The organism is Rhizobium arsenicireducens (assembly GCF_964021225.1).
Map to the genome: position 1 here is coordinate 3,340,123 of NZ_CAXHYK020000001.1, position 15,372 is coordinate 3,355,494.

Consider the following 15,372-nt stretch of genomic DNA (forward strand, 5'->3'; position numbering starts at 1 on the left):
CAACTCGAACAGTTGCGTGGTGTTCTTGCGCGCCAGCGGCTCGCCCCGGTCAGCCTGATCTTGCCAGCCGCCACGCATGACGGAGCGCCACAATTACCTCGGACTTAGAACTTCCGATTGCCGACGCATGGTCCGCCATGAGACGATCGCGATGCACGCCCAAACCGCTGCGCGCAGCAGCATCGCCCCCACGGTCCGCATCTCGTAGAGGCCTCCGCCCGCGACATGCAGACCGAAGGCCGCCAGCACCAGAAGAGTTGCCACGGCGATGGCAATCGACAGCCAGACGGCCCAACTCCGGTTCAGCACCAGACCCAGCCCGGCCAGGACGTAGGCAAACCCCGCGACAAAATTGAACCACAACACGAACGGTACGGCATTGCCGACGGCCGCTCGTGCAGCCTCTCCGCCGAACAGCGCCGTGCCCCCTGAAAAGATCGTCAACAGGCCAAACACCATGCCGATGGTACCTGCCGCCTTCAGACCCCAACCGCTCTGCTCAATCCTGCTCATGTCTTGCTCCCTTCCTGGTCTTCCAACCGACCATCGCGCAGATGGAAAAGGCGATCGAGGCGGTCATAGATCTTTTCGTCATGCGTCACCGCCACGATGCAGGCGTCCTGCTCGGCGGCGAGCTTGCGCAGCAGGTCCATGACGATCCCGGCCCGCTTGGAATCGAGCGCCGCGGTCGGCTCGTCTGCGAGAATGATGCGCGGGCTGTTGGCGAGCGCACGGGCAATCGCAACACGCTGCGCCTCGCCGCCCGACAGCAGCGCCGGCATGGCGTCCTTGCGGTTTCCGACTTCCAGATAGTCCAAGAGCTCGATCGCCCGGCGCCTCGCCTCGCCCGCCGACTTTCCCGCCAGTTGCAGCACGAGTGCGACATTGTCCTTGGCGTCGAGGAAGGGCAAGAGGTTGTGGAACTGGAAGATGAACCCGATCTTGTCGAGCCGCAGGCGCCGAAGATCGCTTCTCAGCCAGCGGTTTTCGTAGACCGGCTCTCCATCCAGCCAGACCCGCCCCTCGGTCGGGTCGATGATGCAGCCGATGATGTTGAGCAACGTGGTCTTTCCCGATCCCGATGGCCCGAGCAAAGCCACAACCTCGCCGGAGCGAACCTGAAGATCGACGCCGCGCAGGGCATCGACGCGCGTCTCACCCTCTCCGTAGTGCTTGGAGATCGCCTTGAGATCGATGATCAGGCGGCTTTCGTTAACAGTCATTGCGTCAGCCTCCGATCGCGGTCGCGGGATCGACCCTGAGCGCCGCACGAATGCCGAGACCGCTGGCGAGGATGCAGACGACCAGAATAATGCCGGCCAGAGCCGCCGCGTTGATCGGCTCCAGCATCACGCGACGGGGAAAGAAGTCCTTGATCAGCAGGATCAGCATCAGGCCGAAGGCCCAGCCGACAGCGCCGAGCGCGATCGATTGCTGGACGATCAGCCCGACGATGGTGCGATCAGGCGCGCCGATCAGCTTCAGCGTCGCGATCTGTTTCAGCTTCTCCATGGTCATGGTGTAAATGATGAGCGCGATGACGACCGCCGACACCGTCAGCAGGATACCGAGAAACAGGCCGATCTGCCGGCGCGCCCGATCAACGACGGAGCGGACCAGCAGGTCTTCCTGTTCGGCCTGGGTCATGGCCGAGAGATGTTTCCACTGGCGAACCGTGCGCGCCACGGAATCGACATCGGCGTTGGCGTCGACGCGGGCGATGACCGCAGCCACCGTATTCCCGCTCTCGCCCGTCGCGCCGCGCGCCTCAAGGACGCGGGCGGCAGGCGGTGCGAGCTGCGATTGCAGCGTCTGCGCATCGGAAAGCGTGATGTAGAGGACGGGATCGCCGCCGGAGTTCATCGCATCCTCGACAAGTCCGACCACCTCGAACCGATTGCGGCCAAGCGCGATCCGCTCGCCAATGACGAGCCCCGACTTGCGGTCGGCGACCGCCTCGAAATGGCTCTGCGCGATGCCGCGCCCCTCAACGACCGCATCCGGGCCGCCGGGACGGCCGCGCTCATAGCCGATGATATAGAGCCGCAGCGTCCTGCCGGCAAAGGCGGCTTCGACGGTCTGGTAGGTGATGCTGCCGGCATCGCTCACGCCATGCAGGCGTGCCACGGCATCGCGAGTCTGGCCGGGTATCTTGGAGGATTCGGCGAAAGGTCCCTGCCGACCGGCTTCCACCACCCAGAGATCGGCCTTCGGCGCCCTGACGATGTTCAGCGCATCGGCCACCAGGCCGTTGTAGATCCCCATCATTGCCAACACCACCGCCATCAGCAAACTCAGGCCAAGGCAGGTGAGCACGAAGCGAAACAGGTTATGACGGACATCGCGATAGGCAAGGTTCATGGAGACGCCTCCCCGGATATGCGCGCGGCGCGTCCCTCGACAAGCCCCTTGGAAGGCGCCGTGACGACGTGGCTGCCTTCCGGCAAGCCCGCCACGATCTCGACCCGGGCATCTTCCGTGCGATGGCCGAATGTCACCGGCACCTGGGCGAGCTTGCCATCCATGACGACGAAGACGCGACCCTGATGGCCATCGAACCCACTGATCGCCGCTTCCGGCACCAGCAGTGCCTCGGGTAGTTCGTCGACCGTGATCCGCACTTCGGCCTGTTCTCCGAGAAAGGCCTGCGACGGACACTTGTCACAGGTGATCCAGACACGGCGCTCCTCGTTGGCGCGGTCGCTCTCGATGCCGATCCGCGCCACCTTGCCGGTGTAGACGTCATGCGGCATGGATCGGAGCCGAACCTCCGCCGGCTGTCCGACGGCCAGCGCGCCTGCGCGCTCCTCGTCGACATAGGCAAGTGTCCAGACGGTTTTGGGATCCATGAGCGTGTAGATGACGTCGCCGGCCCGTACCACGGCGCCCGCTTCGGCGTGACGTGCGACGACCACCGCATCAAACGGCGCTTCCAGAACATGCTGCTTGAGCATGGCAGTTTCAAAGTCGAGCGCCGCGCTGGCATCGATCGCTTGCGATCTAAAAACTTCGACCTCCGTCTGCGCGACCGTCAGTTCGGCGGCCGCAACCTCGACGTCGCGCTTCGCTTCCTCGGCGGTCTGGCGCGAAATCGCGTTTCGCCCGGCCAGTTCCTGTTGGCGCGCGTCGGCCGCCTGGCGCTGAGCGAGTACCGCCCTCGCCTTCTCGACATTCGCCTCGGCTTTGCCGACATTCGCCGCGGCCGCAGCGATCGCCGCACGCGCACGCGCGACCCGAGCCTGCTGCGCGTCCCGATGCAAGCGCGCCAGCCCCTGACCGCTCGTCACGAGATCGCCGCTGTCGACAGAGAGCTCGCTCAGGGCTCCCCCGACTTCGAACCCGACTTTCGACACGATGCGCGCTTCGACCGTGCCGAGCCCGTAGACCCTGACGGCAACGTTGCGCTCGACCGCTGCAACGGGAACGACAATCGGCCGTTTGGTCGAGAAGACATAGGCCAGGGACACTGTCGTGATGAGTGCGACAGCCACCAGAAGACCCCGGATCGTTGCGCGTTTCATGATCATTTCTCCTTGGTAGACGGCGCCGTGAACAATGCCATCTGCACGGTCAGCAGCCGCATTCCTTCCGGCTGGAGGGCAAACCCGCGGGCGCCCAATGACCAACGCATCGCCAGGCCCTGAACGAGCGAGATCAACAGTACCGCACCATCCGCCGGATCGAGATCATGACGCATAGTGCCGGCCGCGCGCGCCTGCGCGAGTTCGGCCGCGAGAACACCGTGGAAAGTCTCCATCAGGCCTGAGAAGGCCTGGCGAAGTCCGCTGTTTTCCACGCGGAGTTCGCGCGAGAGCAAAATGGCGGGTATTGCGGGGTTGGCCTCGATGAGGCGCAATTGTGCCTGCACGAGTGCGACGATCCGTCCTTCCGGCGTCGCAGTCGAGGCCAGAGCCTCCCCCCACACAGCCTTCAGCCGATCGCGAATGTCCGCTGCGACCGCTTGCCACAAGGCCTGCTTGGTGGGGAAATGGCGAAAAATTCCCGGTTGCGTCAACCCGATCGCCGCAGCAACGGCATTGGTCGTCAACCGGTCGGGACCCAGTTCGTCGGCGAGCCGCAAGGTCGTTGCCAATATCTCGGCCTTGCGGTCTTCTGCTGGCTTGCGCGCCATGGCCAAACTCTCTTGTTAGTTATTACTCACTAACTAATGCGTTCGAGCGCGAGTGTCAATCATGAAGAGTGGCCGGCCGCAAGCATGAACTTGGAGGGGTGCAGCGGGTCAAGGAGCGCAGGATCGCTGTTGTACAGGCGGCCGTGATCTTAATGTCCACGAGAATGTGTTGCGCAAATGGGCTCGGGTTTTCAATGGGACTGCGCGCCGCTTCTATAAGGACGCCGAACGGCGGTTGATGGCGGCAGCATGCTTGCGCTCTAGCCATTGCTCGAGCTCCGCTTCGGCGCGCTCCAGCGCATTGTGGTTGAGCAGCTTGCGCAGCAGTGCCACGGTCACCGCCCGGGCGCGCAGGTTGAAGCGACCTTCTTCCGCTTCCTCGCCAACCGGCTGATAGACGCCGAGTTTCTCATAGAGCTGCTGCAGACGGTTCTGGACGCTGCGCAGCGACAGATTGCGGCGGCGCGCGATCGCCCGGTCGGTCAGGCCGAGGGCGATGTCGATCAGGATTTCGTATTCGGATTCGGTGAACCCCTTGGCGTGACCGAGGCTCTTCTGCTGCAGGCCGCGAACCTCGCGATCGATCACGCATTGCGCCTCGATGAAGATTGAGCGCAAGGCAAGGCGCAGGCGCTCGTCTGAGGCGGATTTCAGCACATAGCCATAGGCTGCGCCTTCCGGCACGATGCGAGCGATACCGCGGACATTCGCCTCGTCGGCATAGTTCGACCAGAACAGGATTCGCGTGTCCGGCCGCTCCTTCCAGATGGTGCGGGCGGCCTCTATGCCGTTTCTCGGGCTCATCTGCAGGTCCATGACGATGAATTCCGAACGGTGTTCGCGCGCGAGTTTTTCCCCGGTGAGACCGTTGTCGGCCTCGAACACGGTGTCGCATTCCGGCAGGGCGGAACGCACGGCCTCATTGAGATAGGCCCTGTGAAGGGCATCATCCTCGACGATCAAAACCTTCACGCCTTCTCCTCCTCTGCCTGATCCGGCAGCGGCAGGCAGACACGGACAAAGGTCTCGTCATTCTCCCGGCCATAGTTGAACCCGGCCGAAATCAATCGCGCCCGTGTCTTCATGTTCTCCAGCCCGCTGCCCGGCCGTCGCGCGACCTTGCCGATGCCGATCCCGCTGTCGCGGATCTCAAGAAGCAGCTTGCCGTCGGAGCAGGCAAGGCGAACGGAGAGGCGAGCGCCCTGGGAATGGCGAATGGCATTGTTGATGGCCTCCTGGGCAATGCGGAACAGCGCGACGCGCACGGAATGACCGAACCGGTCGGTTGCACCGCCGGTATGGTCAAGGAGCTGGTGTTCGATCGCCTGCCCGCTGTCGCGCACCGAACGCTCGAGGTGGTTCTCGATCGCATCGGCAAGACCGAAAAGCTGCAACACCGAAGGGCGCGCCTCCTCGATGATCTGCCGCAGGTCCTGCATCGAGTGCTGCAGGCTACGAAACAAAGGCTCGAGCGTCTCGCCGCTGATCGTCGGCATCAGGCTCAGGCGCTCGAGACGCTTGGCAAAGCGGGTGAGGTCGGCCAGCGTCTGATCGTGCAGGTCCATGCCGATCCTCTGCCGCTCGGCCTCGAGGGCTTCCGTCAGGCGGAGTGCCCCAAGGCGCAAGCCCTCTTCGCGCGCCCGCGCTTCGGCTTCGACGATGGCCGAACGCTTGGCCTGGTCGGCGGCCCTCAGCGCAAAGAAATAGGGGGCGAGCAGGTCGGCGATCGAGCGCGCGCGGTCAATGTCCTCGGGGCTGTAGAAATTCGGCTGCAGGCTGGAGCAAGAGAGAGCGCCGATGGTTTCCCCCTGAACCTTCAAGGCCACATGCAGCCGGCTCCGCAGGCCGTGGTCAAAGATCGGCTTCGAAAAAGCGCCGGAGAAGTTGAACGTCGGGTCGGCGCTCGCATCCGCCGTCAGCATTTCGTCCACCTCTCCGCTCAGAAGATCGCGCAGCGGGCTGTTGGCGATGAGCGCAGCGGACATCTTGCTCCAGGCGGTCTCAAATCCGCTTTCGTAGGCCGTGTGATAGGTGCTGCCCGGCGTGATGATGCACACGTCCATGTGGTCGTTGGGTATGATCAGCTTGATTTCCCTGGCAACCGCGCGTATGGCGGAATGGAAATCGAGTTGACCGGCAAGCAATCTCGAGATCGTCAAATACTGGCCCAGCAACGAGGCCGAGGCGTCTTCCAGCATCGTCTTCCTCCCTTGGTCTTGGAACTCCCTCCAGAGCTGCAAAGCCGATCTTCCCACAGTTCATTAGCGCAAGTTTCGCCTGTCGCGTCTTGCGAAGATCCGCAATTATCCTGCGGGATCCCGCAGGTTCGCCGCTTCAATTCGTCTATACAGCCTTTTCGCTTTCCTTCATCCTGCTTTTCACTGAGGCCTCAGTCCTCAGGGAGCAACATTTCCGGATCAGCCGTTGAGGAGCGGTCCCGGAAATCTGCCGGATCGCACCGGCATCTAGGGAGAGAGAGATGACCATCAGGAATTACTTCCTGGCTTCGGCCGCGCTTGTCTGCGCGGCGATGCCGCTATCGGCCCATGCTGACACGTCGGGCAAGAAGATTGCGCTTTCCAACAACTATGCCGGCAACTCGTGGCGCCAAGCCATGCTGACCAGCTGGGACAAGGTAACCCAGGAAGCGGTAAAGGCCGGCACGGTTGCAGCGGCGGATCCCTTCACCACCGCCGAGAACCAGGCGACCGAACAGGCCGCCCAGATCCAGAACATGATCCTGGAGGGTTACGATGCCATCGTCGTCAACGCAGCTTCCCCGACCGCACTGAACGGTGCCGTCAAGGAAGCCTGTGATGCCGGGATCGTCGTCGTTTCCTTTGATGGCATCGTCACCGAACCGTGCGCCTGGCGCATCGCCGTCGACTTCAAGGAGATGGGTCGCAGTCAGGTCGAGTATCTGTCCAAGAAGATGCCGGACGGCGGCAATCTTCTCGAGATCCGCGGTCTCGCCGGCGTCTTCGTTGACGACGAGATCTCCGCCGGCATCCATGAAGGCGTGAAGCAGTATCCGCAGTTCAAGATCGCCGGTTCGGTGCATGGCGACTGGGCGCAGGACGTCGCACAGCGCGCCGTGGCCGGCCTCCTGCCGAGCCTGCCGGAGATTGCCGCTGTCGTGACCCAGGGTGGTGACGGCTATGGCGCCGCCCAGGCCTTCGAAGCCGCCAAGCGCCCCATACCGACGATCGTCATGGGCAATCGCGAGGACGAACTGCAGTGGTGGAAGAAGCAGAAAGACGCCAGCGGCTATGAGACCATGTCGGTCTCAATCGCACCCGGGGTCTCGACGCTCGCCTTCTGGGTCGCCCAGCAAATTCTCGACGGCAAGGACGTGAAGAAGGATCTCGTGGTGCCCTTCCTGCGCATCGACCAGGACAATCTGGAGAAGAACCTCGAAACCACCGAGAAGGGCGGCGTCGCCAACGTGGAATACTCGCTCGAGGACGCCCAGGCGGTCATCGCCGGCAAGTGACGGTCTTGTCACGGCGGGTTTCTTCACCCCGCCGTGATCTCCCGCCACCCGGCGCCACCACAATGGCGCCGGGTGGTCATCTCACGAATATTGCGAACGGACAGTGGCCAAGGGCATGAGTATTGAAGCCGAACACCCGGCGGTCGTCTCCGCACGCGGGATCAAGGTCGAGTTCGGCGCGGTCAAGGCGCTTAACGGGGTCGATCTTTCCATTCTCCCCGGTGAGGCAATCGGTCTGGTCGGTCATAACGGGGCCGGCAAATCGACGATCGTCAACGTGATCAATGGCGGCCTGCTGCCGCACCAGGGCACGATCGGCTATGGCGGAACGGAAGGTGCAGGTGGTGGGATTGCCACGGCGCGGGCCAACGGCGTGCGTTGCGTTTTCCAGGAGCTGTCGCTCTGCCCAAACCTGACCATCGTCGAGAACACCCGCTTGATGCATGCCGGGCTCAAGGGTTTCGGATGGCGCAAACGGGCTCTGACGCTCATTCGCGCCAAACTCGACGAAATATTTCCTGGCAATCATATCGACTGCACCAGTACCGTCGGTGATTTGTCGATCGCGGAGCGGCAGATGGTTGAGATCGCCATCACTTTTGCTGCCGTGACCGACCGCCCCAAGCTGGTGATCCTCGACGAGCCGACATCATCTCTCGACGCAGGCCTTGCCGAACAATTGCTCACCCATGTCCGCCGTTTTGTCGCCGCCGGCGGCGCCGTACTGCTGATCTCCCATATTCTCAGTGAGATCCTGTCGACCTCCAGCCGGATCGTGGTGATGAAGGATGGCAAGGTGGTCGCTTCTCGGCCGGCCGGCGAATTTACAGTGCACAGCCTCGTCGAGGCAATGGGCAGCGTCGTCAAGGAGCGCACGCGCGGCGGAGAAAGGGCGCAGAAAGATGCGCCCTACACGATCGAGCGCCCCCTCACCGGCGCGTCACAGATCGGCTTTAGGGCTAGGGGCGGCGAAATCATCGGTCTTGCCGGCCTTGGCGGCCACGGCCAGACCGACATGCTGCTCGAACTTTTCCGCGACCGCAGCAGCAACTGGCTCCCTGGTCACGGCGATGCGATCGCGTTCGTCGCAGGCGACCGGGCGCTGAACGGCACCTTCCCGCTCTGGAGCATTCTCAAGAACCTGTCGATCGGCAGCCTGCCGCATCTTTCACGACTTTCGGCAGTCGATGCCGGACGTGAAGAGGCGCTCGGCGCAGACTGGAAACAACGCATGGAAATCCGCACTCCTGATTTGGGCAATCCCATTCTCTCGCTCTCGGGTGGCAACCAGCAAAAGGTGCTGTTTGCCCGGGCACTGGCCACCAAGGCCGAAATCGTGCTGATGGACGACCCGATGCGCGGCGTCGATATCGGCACCAAGCAGGAAGTCTATTCAATTCTCAGTTCGGAAGCCGCCGCTGGCCGTACCTTCATCTGGTACTCCACCGAAATGGACGAGATCTGCCTTTGCGACCGAGTCTATGTATTCCGGGACGGGGAGATCGTCGCCGAACTGACGGGAGACGAGATCGAGGAAAAGAACGTGCTGGCCGCATCTTTCTCGGGAGAGAGCACATGAAAGCTCCTTCCGTTGCCACACTCCGCCTCATGCTGCCGGTCGCATCGCTAGCGATCCTGTTGGCCGCAGTCTTCTATATTCAGCCACGCGCCATGAGCTATACGGGGCTCAACCTGCTTTTCAATCTGGCGGTGCCGATTGCCCTCGCCACGATCGCCCAGATGCTGATCATCGCGGTCAACGACCTTGACCTCTCGATCGGCGCTTTCGTCAGCTTTGCGGCTTGCGTTACGGCGGTCTACATGCCCTCCGCTCCGGTCACGGCGATCACCATTCTTGCCGGCGCTGTGGTGGTCTATGCGGCGCTCGGCATGATCATTCATATGCGGAACCTGCCCTCCATCGTCGTCACGCTCGGCATGAGCTTTGTCTGGGCCGGGCTTGCGGTGATCATCCTGCCCACACCAGGGGGCGAAGCTCCGGTCTGGCTGCGCGCAATCATGGTTTCCAAGCCGCCTTTCGTCCCCATGGCTATCATCGCAAGCCTGTTGATCGCGCTTGTCGCCCATGTGCTTGTCATGCGCACCACCTTTGGTGTGCTGATGCGGGGTGTGGGTGGCAACGCCCGCTCGGTCTCGCGTGCGGGCTGGTCAGTTGTCTGGATCAAGGGGGCGACCTACGCCGCCGCCGGCTTTTTCGCCATCCTGTCCGGCATCGCCCTGGTCGGCCTCGCCACCTCGGCGGATGCCAATATCGCGTTGCGCTACACGTTGCTGTCGATCGCCGGCGTCATTCTCGGTGGCGGTGAGTTCGTCGGTGGCCGTGTGTCGCCTGTCGGCGCCGTTGTCGGCGCTCTCACGCTCACGCTTGCAGGCTCGTTTCTTTCCTTCATGCGCATCTCGCCAGACTGGCAGATCGGTGCGCAGGGAGCGATCCTCATCATCGTGCTCGGGCTGCGGCTGGTGCTCAATCGCAAAGGCCAGCAGGAGAAGCAGCCATGACCCGCGTGAACGCTCTTTTCGGCAAGGCCTGGATCTGGTCCTTCGTCGCGGCCATCGCAACCTGGATCGTCACGGTGCTCTTCACCGGCGGTGCCAGTTCCGCTGGCCTCAGCCAGGCAGCGCTCACGTTTGCCGCATTCTCCATCATTGTCGGCCTTGGCCAGATGCTGGTAATCACGCTTGGCCCCGGCAACATCGATCTTTCGGTGCCGGCCACGATGACGCTTTCGGGCACCATGGCACTCAAGCTGATGGACGGCCAGGACTCGCTGATCCTTGTCGGCCTTCTGGTTTCAATCCTGATCGGCCTTGTCGTCGGGGTGCTCAACTTTTCGCTTATCAAGCTACTCAGGATTCCGCCAATCATAGCCACGCTGTCGATGAGCTTCATCGTCCAGTCTTCGGCCATCTGGTACAATCGCGGATTGAGGGTCAAGCCCCCGGAAATGCTGGCGCAGTTTACCACCTCGACCAGCTTCGGCATTCCGAACATTGCCCTGGTAGCGCTTGCGCTTTCCGTCGTCGTCTGGTGGCTGCTCGACAGGGCGATCTATGGCCGCTGGATCTCGGCGATCGGCCAGAGCCGCTTTGCTGCGCGCATGGCCGGCATCCCGGTCGATGGCGCGCGCCTGCTGACCTATGTGCTCTGCGCGGTGCTTGCGGCCACCTGTGGCTATCTGCTGGCCAGTTTCTCCGGCGGTGCGGCACTCAACATGGGTACGGAATATCTACTGATGTCGATCGCCGTCGTCGTCATTGGCGGCTCGGCGGTCGCCGGTGGCAATTCCAACGTACCCGGGATCTGGGGTGCTTCGCTCTTCATGTTCCTGGTCGTCTCGATGCTCAATACCTACGGCTTTGGCGCGGGCATCCGGCTGATCCTGACGGGCCTCATCATTTTCACCGTCATCCTGCTCGCAAGTCGTCCGCAACGCAGTGCATGATGACGGTCTGTTTCATCTCATTTTTCAGGTCTTTGGAAATACCCCCATGGTGACTTCCCCTTCTTCGATCTACGAGATCCGAGACGCCCGTTTCCGCCAGTTGATCGTCCTGAGCGCCGGGCTCGACGAACTCTATTCCGATTGCCGCTGGGCGGAAGGCCCCGTCTGGTTCGGCGACCTAAACTGCCTTTTGTTCAGCGACATTCCCAACCAGCGCATGCTGCACTATGCGCCGGGTGGCGGCGTGTCGGTGTTCCGCGAGCCGTCGAACTTCACAAATGGCAATACCCGCGACCGTGAGGGCAGGCTCATTTCCTGCGAGCATGGCGGACGTCGGGTAACCCGCACGGAAATCGATGGTCGCATCACGGTTCTTGCCGATCGTTTCGAAAATAAACGGCTCAACGCCCCCAACGATGTCGTGGTCAAATCCGACGGCAGTATCTGGTTTACCGATCCGACCTACGGCATCCTGTCCGATTATGAGGGATACCAGGCCGAACCCGAGCAGCAAACCCGCAACGTCTATCGGCTCGATCCCTTGAGTGGTGCGCTTTCAGTTGTTGTCGACGATTTTCGCCAGCCGAACGGACTGGCCTTTTCGCCCGACGAGACGAAACTCTATGTTGCCGATTCCGCCAGAAGCCATGACGAAACCGCGCCCAGCCACATTCGTGTCTTCGACGTTGTCGAGGAAACAAGCTTGGTGAACGGTCGGGTATTCTGCGACCTCGACAAGGGCATCCCTGATGGTTTCCGTATCGACATCGATGGCAATGTCTGGACCAGTGCGGGCGATGGCGTGCATTGCTTTGCGCCCGACGGCACGCTGCTCGGCAAGATCCTGGTGCCGCAGACGGTCGCCAACCTGACCTTTGGGGGACCCCGTCGCAACCGGCTGTTCATCACTGCGACGCGCTCGCTCTATGCCGTCTACACAACGGCGACAGGCGCGCAATATCCATAACGGGTCTGCTGTCCCGCTCGCTTCCATTTCGTCTGCCCAGGGAGACCCGCCATGACCATCGCCGTATCGCCGATCATCATCCTGAACCCCGCCGATGATGTCGGCGTCGCCCGCAAGCCTATTCCCGCCGGCGCACCGGCAGGCGCCGGAGGGCTCGTCGCCAAGACCCAGATCGGCCGAGGCCACAAGGTCGCGCTCCACGATATTCCCGAAGGCAGGGAGGTGTTGAAATACGGCCAGGTGATCGGGGTTGCCTCAAAGGCGATCGCAGCCGGCGAAGCCGTCCATCTGCACAATTTGGCAATGGTCGATTCCCACCATGACTACGAGTTCGGCGGCCTTCCGGGACCGGTCCTCCTGCCAGAGACCGAACGGCGCACGTTCATGGGCTTTGATCGCGGCCGGGGTGGGGTGGGCACGCGCAACTATATTGGCGTGATTTCCTCGGTGAACTGTTCGGCCACCGTGTCCCGCTACGTGGCCGAGCATTTCAACCGCCACCACGGGCTCGATGGTTTCCCTAACATAGACGGGGTTGTGGCTCTGACCCACGGCACGGGCTGTGCGCTCAATCCGCAGTCGGAAGGTTATCACATCCTGACGCGTACCATTCAGGGCTATGCCCGCCATCCCAATTTCGGCGGCATCTTGATGATCGGACTGGGGTGCGAGACCAACCAGATTGCCCCCATTCTTGAGCATTACAAGCTGGCCGAAGGCGCTCTGCTCAAAACCATGACGATCCAGCATACGGGTGGCACGCGAAAGACCATCGAGGCGGCCTGCGAGGCGATCAAGGAGATGCTGCCGATCGTCAATGCCGTCGGCCGCACGCCGCAACCCTTGTCGGGCATCAAGCTTGCGCTCGAATGCGGCGGTTCTGACGGCTATTCCGGCATTTCGGCCAATCCGGCGCTCGGCGTTGCCTCGGATCTCTTGGTCAAGAACGGCGGGACGTCGGTGCTTGCCGAGACCCCGGAGATCTACGGCGCCGAACATCTGCTGACCCGACGCGCGGTCAGTCCGGCGGTTGCCCAGAAACTGCTCGACCGTATCGAGTGGTGGCGTCAGTACACCGCCCGAAACGGCGACGAACTCAACAACAATCCCTCCTTCGGAAACAAGCTCGGCGGCCTCACCACCATTCTTGAAAAATCGCTGGGGGCCGTCGCCAAGGGCGGTTCAATGCCGCTTTCGGCGGTTTACGAGTATGCCGAGATCATCACCGAGCCCGGCTTCGTCTTCATGGATACGCCCGGTTATGATCCGGTCGCAGTGACGGGCCAGGTGGCGGGTGGCTGCAACGTCATCTGTTTCACCACCGGTCGCGGCTCGGTCTCAGGTTTCAAGCCGGCCCCCTGCATCAAGATCGCCACCAATTCCGAAATGTATCGCCATATGCAGGAGGACATGGACCTCAACTGCGGCGACATCGTCTCGGGCGAGGACACGATCGAGGCGGCGGGCCGACGCATCTTCGAGGAGGTGATCGCGGTCGCCTCCGGCAAGAAGACGCGTAGCGAGGAATTCGCATACGGCGACAACGAATTTGTGCCGTGGCAGGTCGGAGCGGTCACCTGAGGCCGTAGGAGGTCTACCCAATTCGCTGAGACCCGCATTCCGGGAGCAGGCCTTAGAGCGTTTCCTGACTCGATTGAAGCATTCTGCTGGCTCAAACGGAGTCGGATGATTGCCCGGCTGGCCGCATCGAAGCGACGAAAATGTCAGCGAGCACATGCGGCATTGCGTTGGAATGGCCAGAAATGCGGCCGGTCACGCCGTTCTGAATGGCCGGGCCCATTCAGCCCTCGAAGCGATAGCGCTCGATCGAGTCCGGCTTCATCTCGATCGAGAAACCGGGCAGGCTGGGCGGCATGTAGGCGGCGTTCTCGATCCGGCAGGGGTCGATGAAGTGCTCGTGCAGGTGATCGACGTATTCGATCACGCGGCCCTCCTTGGTGCCCGAAACCGCGACATAGTCGATCATCGACAGATGCTGGACATATTCGCAAAGGCCGACGCCACCGGCGTGCGGCCACACCGGCAAGCCATACTTGGCAGCCATCAGCAGCACTGCCAGGACCTCGTTCAAACCTCCCATTCGGCAACTGTCGATCTGCACGATGTCGATCGCGCCGCCGGCAATCATCTGTTTGAAGACGATCCGGTTCTGGCACATCTCGCCGGTCGCGACCTTCACTGGAGCGACCGCCTCGCGGATCGCCTTGTGGCCGGCGATGTCGTCCGGGCTCGTCGGCTCCTCGATGAAGAAGGGCCTGTAAACCGAAAGCGCCTTGACCCAGTCGATCGCATCGCCAACCTCCCAGACCTGATTGGCATCGATCATCAGGTAGCGGTCGGCGCCGATCACTTCGCGGGCAATCCTGAGACGACGCTTGTCGTCCTCCAAGTCGCGGCCGACCTTCATCTTGATGTGGGTGAAGCCCTGGTCGACGGCTTCCTGGCACAGGCGACGTAGCTTGGCGTCGTCATAGCCGAGCCAGCCGGCCGATGTCGTGTAGCAGGCATAGCCTTCCTTCTCGAGCCGGGCGATGCGTTCTGCCTTGTCTGCTTCCGCCTTCCTGAGGATCGCCAGCGCTTCGTCCGGCGTGATCGCGTCGGTCAGATAGCGGAAATCGACGATGGAGAGGATTTCCTCCGGGGTCATATCGGCAACGAGACGCCAGACCGGCTTTCCGGCCTCCTTGGCCATGAGGTCCCACACGGCATTGACGACGGCGCCCGTCGCAAGGTGCATGGCGCCCTTGTCCGGCCCGATCCAGCGCAACTGGCTGTCGCCGGTAATGTAGCGCCAGAACCGGCCAGGATTCGCCTTGACCCATTCGAGATCGAGGCCGACGATAAGGTGATGCAGCGCATCGATCGCCGCGCAGCAGATCTCGTTACCGCGACCGATGGTGAAGGTCAGGCCGTGGCCTTCGAGTTGCGGATTGTCCGTTCCTAGCACGACATAGGCGGCGGAATAGTCAGGATCCGGATTCATCGCGTCCGAGCCATCAAGGCTCTGCGAAGTGGGAAAACGCAAGTCGATCGAGCGCAGGCTGGTGATCTTGGTCATAGGGAGAAACTGCCTTGAGTTGACCGAGGGGTCAAGCGCCAGCAGGCCCTGCGCGGAAGGGCGCTACATCAGGCTCGGGCATTGCACCGTGATCATATCCACGACCTATGGATCGGCCTTCGGCAGATCGAGCGGCATTCCCGGCACGGGGCACGAGGCGGCACGGCTGCGGATCGAGCCATCCAATGTCAGGACCCGGATCTCATCTGTGCTCTGACCAACGCAACATTGCGTTCG

At 62.3% G+C, this 15,372-nt stretch carries 15 protein-coding genes; 7 read left to right on the forward strand and 8 right to left on the reverse strand.

The window, feature by feature from the left end; translation table 11 throughout:
- Positions 1-93 precede the first annotated feature (93 nt).
- The 7 genes from ACWPVA_RS16575 to ACWPVA_RS16605 all read right to left on the reverse strand — a co-directional run bounded on the left by ACWPVA_RS16575 (position 94) and on the right by ACWPVA_RS16605 (position 6,330).
- Positions 94-513 (reverse strand): hypothetical protein, encoded by a 420-nt coding sequence (locus ACWPVA_RS16575; RefSeq protein ID WP_454288722.1) that lies wholly within the window; start codon positions 511-513, stop codon positions 94-96.
- The gene (locus tag ACWPVA_RS16580) at positions 510-1,223 is read right to left on the reverse strand and encodes an ABC transporter ATP-binding protein (protein ID WP_454288723.1); all 714 of its coding nucleotides are present in this window, start codon (positions 1,221-1,223) and stop codon (positions 510-512) included. Before ACWPVA_RS16580 ends, ACWPVA_RS16575 begins: the two co-directional genes overlap by 4 nt.
- A gap of 4 nt (positions 1,224-1,227) precedes the next feature.
- The gene (locus ACWPVA_RS16585) at positions 1,228-2,361 is read right to left on the reverse strand and encodes an ABC transporter permease (RefSeq protein WP_454288724.1); all 1,134 of its coding nucleotides are present in this window, start codon (positions 2,359-2,361) and stop codon (positions 1,228-1,230) included.
- Positions 2,358-3,521, reverse strand: a complete 1,164-nt coding sequence (locus ACWPVA_RS16590; RefSeq protein ID WP_454288725.1) for an efflux RND transporter periplasmic adaptor subunit — start codon at positions 3,519-3,521, stop codon at positions 2,358-2,360. Before ACWPVA_RS16590 ends, ACWPVA_RS16585 begins: the two co-directional genes overlap by 4 nt.
- 2 nt (positions 3,522-3,523) lie before the next feature.
- The gene (locus ACWPVA_RS16595) at positions 3,524-4,132 is read right to left on the reverse strand and encodes a TetR/AcrR family transcriptional regulator (RefSeq protein ID WP_454288726.1); all 609 of its coding nucleotides are present in this window, start codon (positions 4,130-4,132) and stop codon (positions 3,524-3,526) included.
- Between the two features lie 213 nt (positions 4,133-4,345).
- Positions 4,346-5,104 (reverse strand): response regulator, encoded by a 759-nt coding sequence (locus tag ACWPVA_RS16600; protein WP_454288727.1) that lies wholly within the window; start codon positions 5,102-5,104, stop codon positions 4,346-4,348.
- Entirely contained in the window at positions 5,101-6,330 is a 1,230-nt protein-coding gene (locus tag ACWPVA_RS16605) for a GAF domain-containing sensor histidine kinase (RefSeq protein ID WP_454288728.1), read from the reverse strand. Before ACWPVA_RS16605 ends, ACWPVA_RS16600 begins: the two co-directional genes overlap by 4 nt.
- Before the next feature lie 281 nt (positions 6,331-6,611).
- On the opposite strand from ACWPVA_RS16605, the gene ACWPVA_RS16610 reads away from it, so the two are divergent.
- The 6 genes from ACWPVA_RS16610 to ACWPVA_RS16635 all read left to right on the forward strand — a co-directional run bounded on the left by ACWPVA_RS16610 (position 6,612) and on the right by ACWPVA_RS16635 (position 13,637).
- The gene (locus tag ACWPVA_RS16610; protein WP_454288729.1) at positions 6,612-7,625 is read left to right on the forward strand and encodes a substrate-binding domain-containing protein; all 1,014 of its coding nucleotides are present in this window, start codon (positions 6,612-6,614) and stop codon (positions 7,623-7,625) included.
- A 115-nt stretch (positions 7,626-7,740) separates the two neighbouring features.
- Positions 7,741-9,204, forward strand: coding sequence for a sugar ABC transporter ATP-binding protein (locus ACWPVA_RS16615; protein WP_454288730.1), 1,464 nt, complete (start codon positions 7,741-7,743; stop codon positions 9,202-9,204).
- Positions 9,201-10,145: an ABC transporter permease gene (locus ACWPVA_RS16620; RefSeq protein ID WP_454288731.1), complete on the forward strand. Its 945-nt coding sequence runs from the start codon at positions 9,201-9,203 to the stop codon at positions 10,143-10,145. The genes ACWPVA_RS16615 and ACWPVA_RS16620 overlap by 4 nt, the downstream gene beginning before the upstream one ends.
- The gene (locus ACWPVA_RS16625) at positions 10,142-11,089 is read left to right on the forward strand and encodes an ABC transporter permease (protein ID WP_454288732.1); all 948 of its coding nucleotides are present in this window, start codon (positions 10,142-10,144) and stop codon (positions 11,087-11,089) included. The genes ACWPVA_RS16620 and ACWPVA_RS16625 overlap by 4 nt, the downstream gene beginning before the upstream one ends.
- 46 nt (positions 11,090-11,135) lie before the next feature.
- On the forward strand, positions 11,136-12,056 hold the full coding sequence (locus ACWPVA_RS16630) for an SMP-30/gluconolactonase/LRE family protein (RefSeq protein ID WP_454288733.1): 921 nt from the start codon (positions 11,136-11,138) through the stop codon (positions 12,054-12,056).
- Between the two features lie 51 nt (positions 12,057-12,107).
- On the forward strand, positions 12,108-13,637 hold the full coding sequence (locus tag ACWPVA_RS16635) for a UxaA family hydrolase (RefSeq protein WP_454288734.1): 1,530 nt from the start codon (positions 12,108-12,110) through the stop codon (positions 13,635-13,637).
- A gap of 220 nt (positions 13,638-13,857) precedes the next feature.
- On the opposite strand, the gene ACWPVA_RS16640 is transcribed toward ACWPVA_RS16635, so the two are convergent.
- Positions 13,858-15,135 carry an L-fuconate dehydratase gene (locus ACWPVA_RS16640; protein ID WP_454288735.1) on the reverse strand — a complete coding sequence of 426 codons (1,278 nt, stop codon included), beginning with the start codon at positions 15,133-15,135 and terminating at the stop codon, positions 13,858-13,860.
- Between the two features lie 88 nt (positions 15,136-15,223).
- On the opposite strand from ACWPVA_RS16640, the gene ACWPVA_RS16645 reads away from it, so the two are divergent.
- A complete protein-coding gene (locus ACWPVA_RS16645) occupies positions 15,224-15,352 on the forward strand; it encodes a hypothetical protein (RefSeq protein WP_454288736.1) in 129 nt (42 codons plus the stop codon).
- Positions 15,353-15,372: the final 20 nt, after the last annotated feature.

Excerpts from the sequence above, each read along its gene's own strand:
- ACWPVA_RS16575 (WP_454288722.1), bottom strand. The coding sequence starts at position 513 with ATGAGCAGGATTGAGCAGAGCGGTTGGGGTCTGAAGGCGGCAGGTACC.
- ACWPVA_RS16580 (WP_454288723.1), bottom strand. The coding sequence starts at position 1,223 with ATGACTGTTAACGAAAGCCGCCTGATCATCGATCTCAAGGCGATCTCC.
- ACWPVA_RS16585 (WP_454288724.1), bottom strand. The coding sequence starts at position 2,361 with ATGAACCTTGCCTATCGCGATGTCCGTCATAACCTGTTTCGCTTCGTG.
- ACWPVA_RS16590 (WP_454288725.1), bottom strand. The coding sequence starts at position 3,521 with ATGAAACGCGCAACGATCCGGGGTCTTCTGGTGGCTGTCGCACTCATC.
- ACWPVA_RS16595 (WP_454288726.1), bottom strand. The coding sequence starts at position 4,132 with ATGGCGCGCAAGCCAGCAGAAGACCGCAAGGCCGAGATATTGGCAACG.
- ACWPVA_RS16605 (WP_454288728.1), bottom strand. The coding sequence starts at position 6,330 with ATGCTGGAAGACGCCTCGGCCTCGTTGCTGGGCCAGTATTTGACGATC.
- ACWPVA_RS16610 (WP_454288729.1), top strand. The coding sequence starts at position 6,612 with ATGACCATCAGGAATTACTTCCTGGCTTCGGCCGCGCTTGTCTGCGCG.
- ACWPVA_RS16615 (WP_454288730.1), top strand. The coding sequence starts at position 7,741 with ATGAGTATTGAAGCCGAACACCCGGCGGTCGTCTCCGCACGCGGGATC.
- ACWPVA_RS16620 (WP_454288731.1), top strand. The coding sequence starts at position 9,201 with ATGAAAGCTCCTTCCGTTGCCACACTCCGCCTCATGCTGCCGGTCGCA.
- ACWPVA_RS16625 (WP_454288732.1), top strand. The coding sequence starts at position 10,142 with ATGACCCGCGTGAACGCTCTTTTCGGCAAGGCCTGGATCTGGTCCTTC.
- ACWPVA_RS16630 (WP_454288733.1), top strand. The coding sequence starts at position 11,136 with ATGGTGACTTCCCCTTCTTCGATCTACGAGATCCGAGACGCCCGTTTC.
- ACWPVA_RS16635 (WP_454288734.1), top strand. The coding sequence starts at position 12,108 with ATGACCATCGCCGTATCGCCGATCATCATCCTGAACCCCGCCGATGAT.
- ACWPVA_RS16640 (WP_454288735.1), bottom strand. The coding sequence starts at position 15,135 with ATGACCAAGATCACCAGCCTGCGCTCGATCGACTTGCGTTTTCCCACT.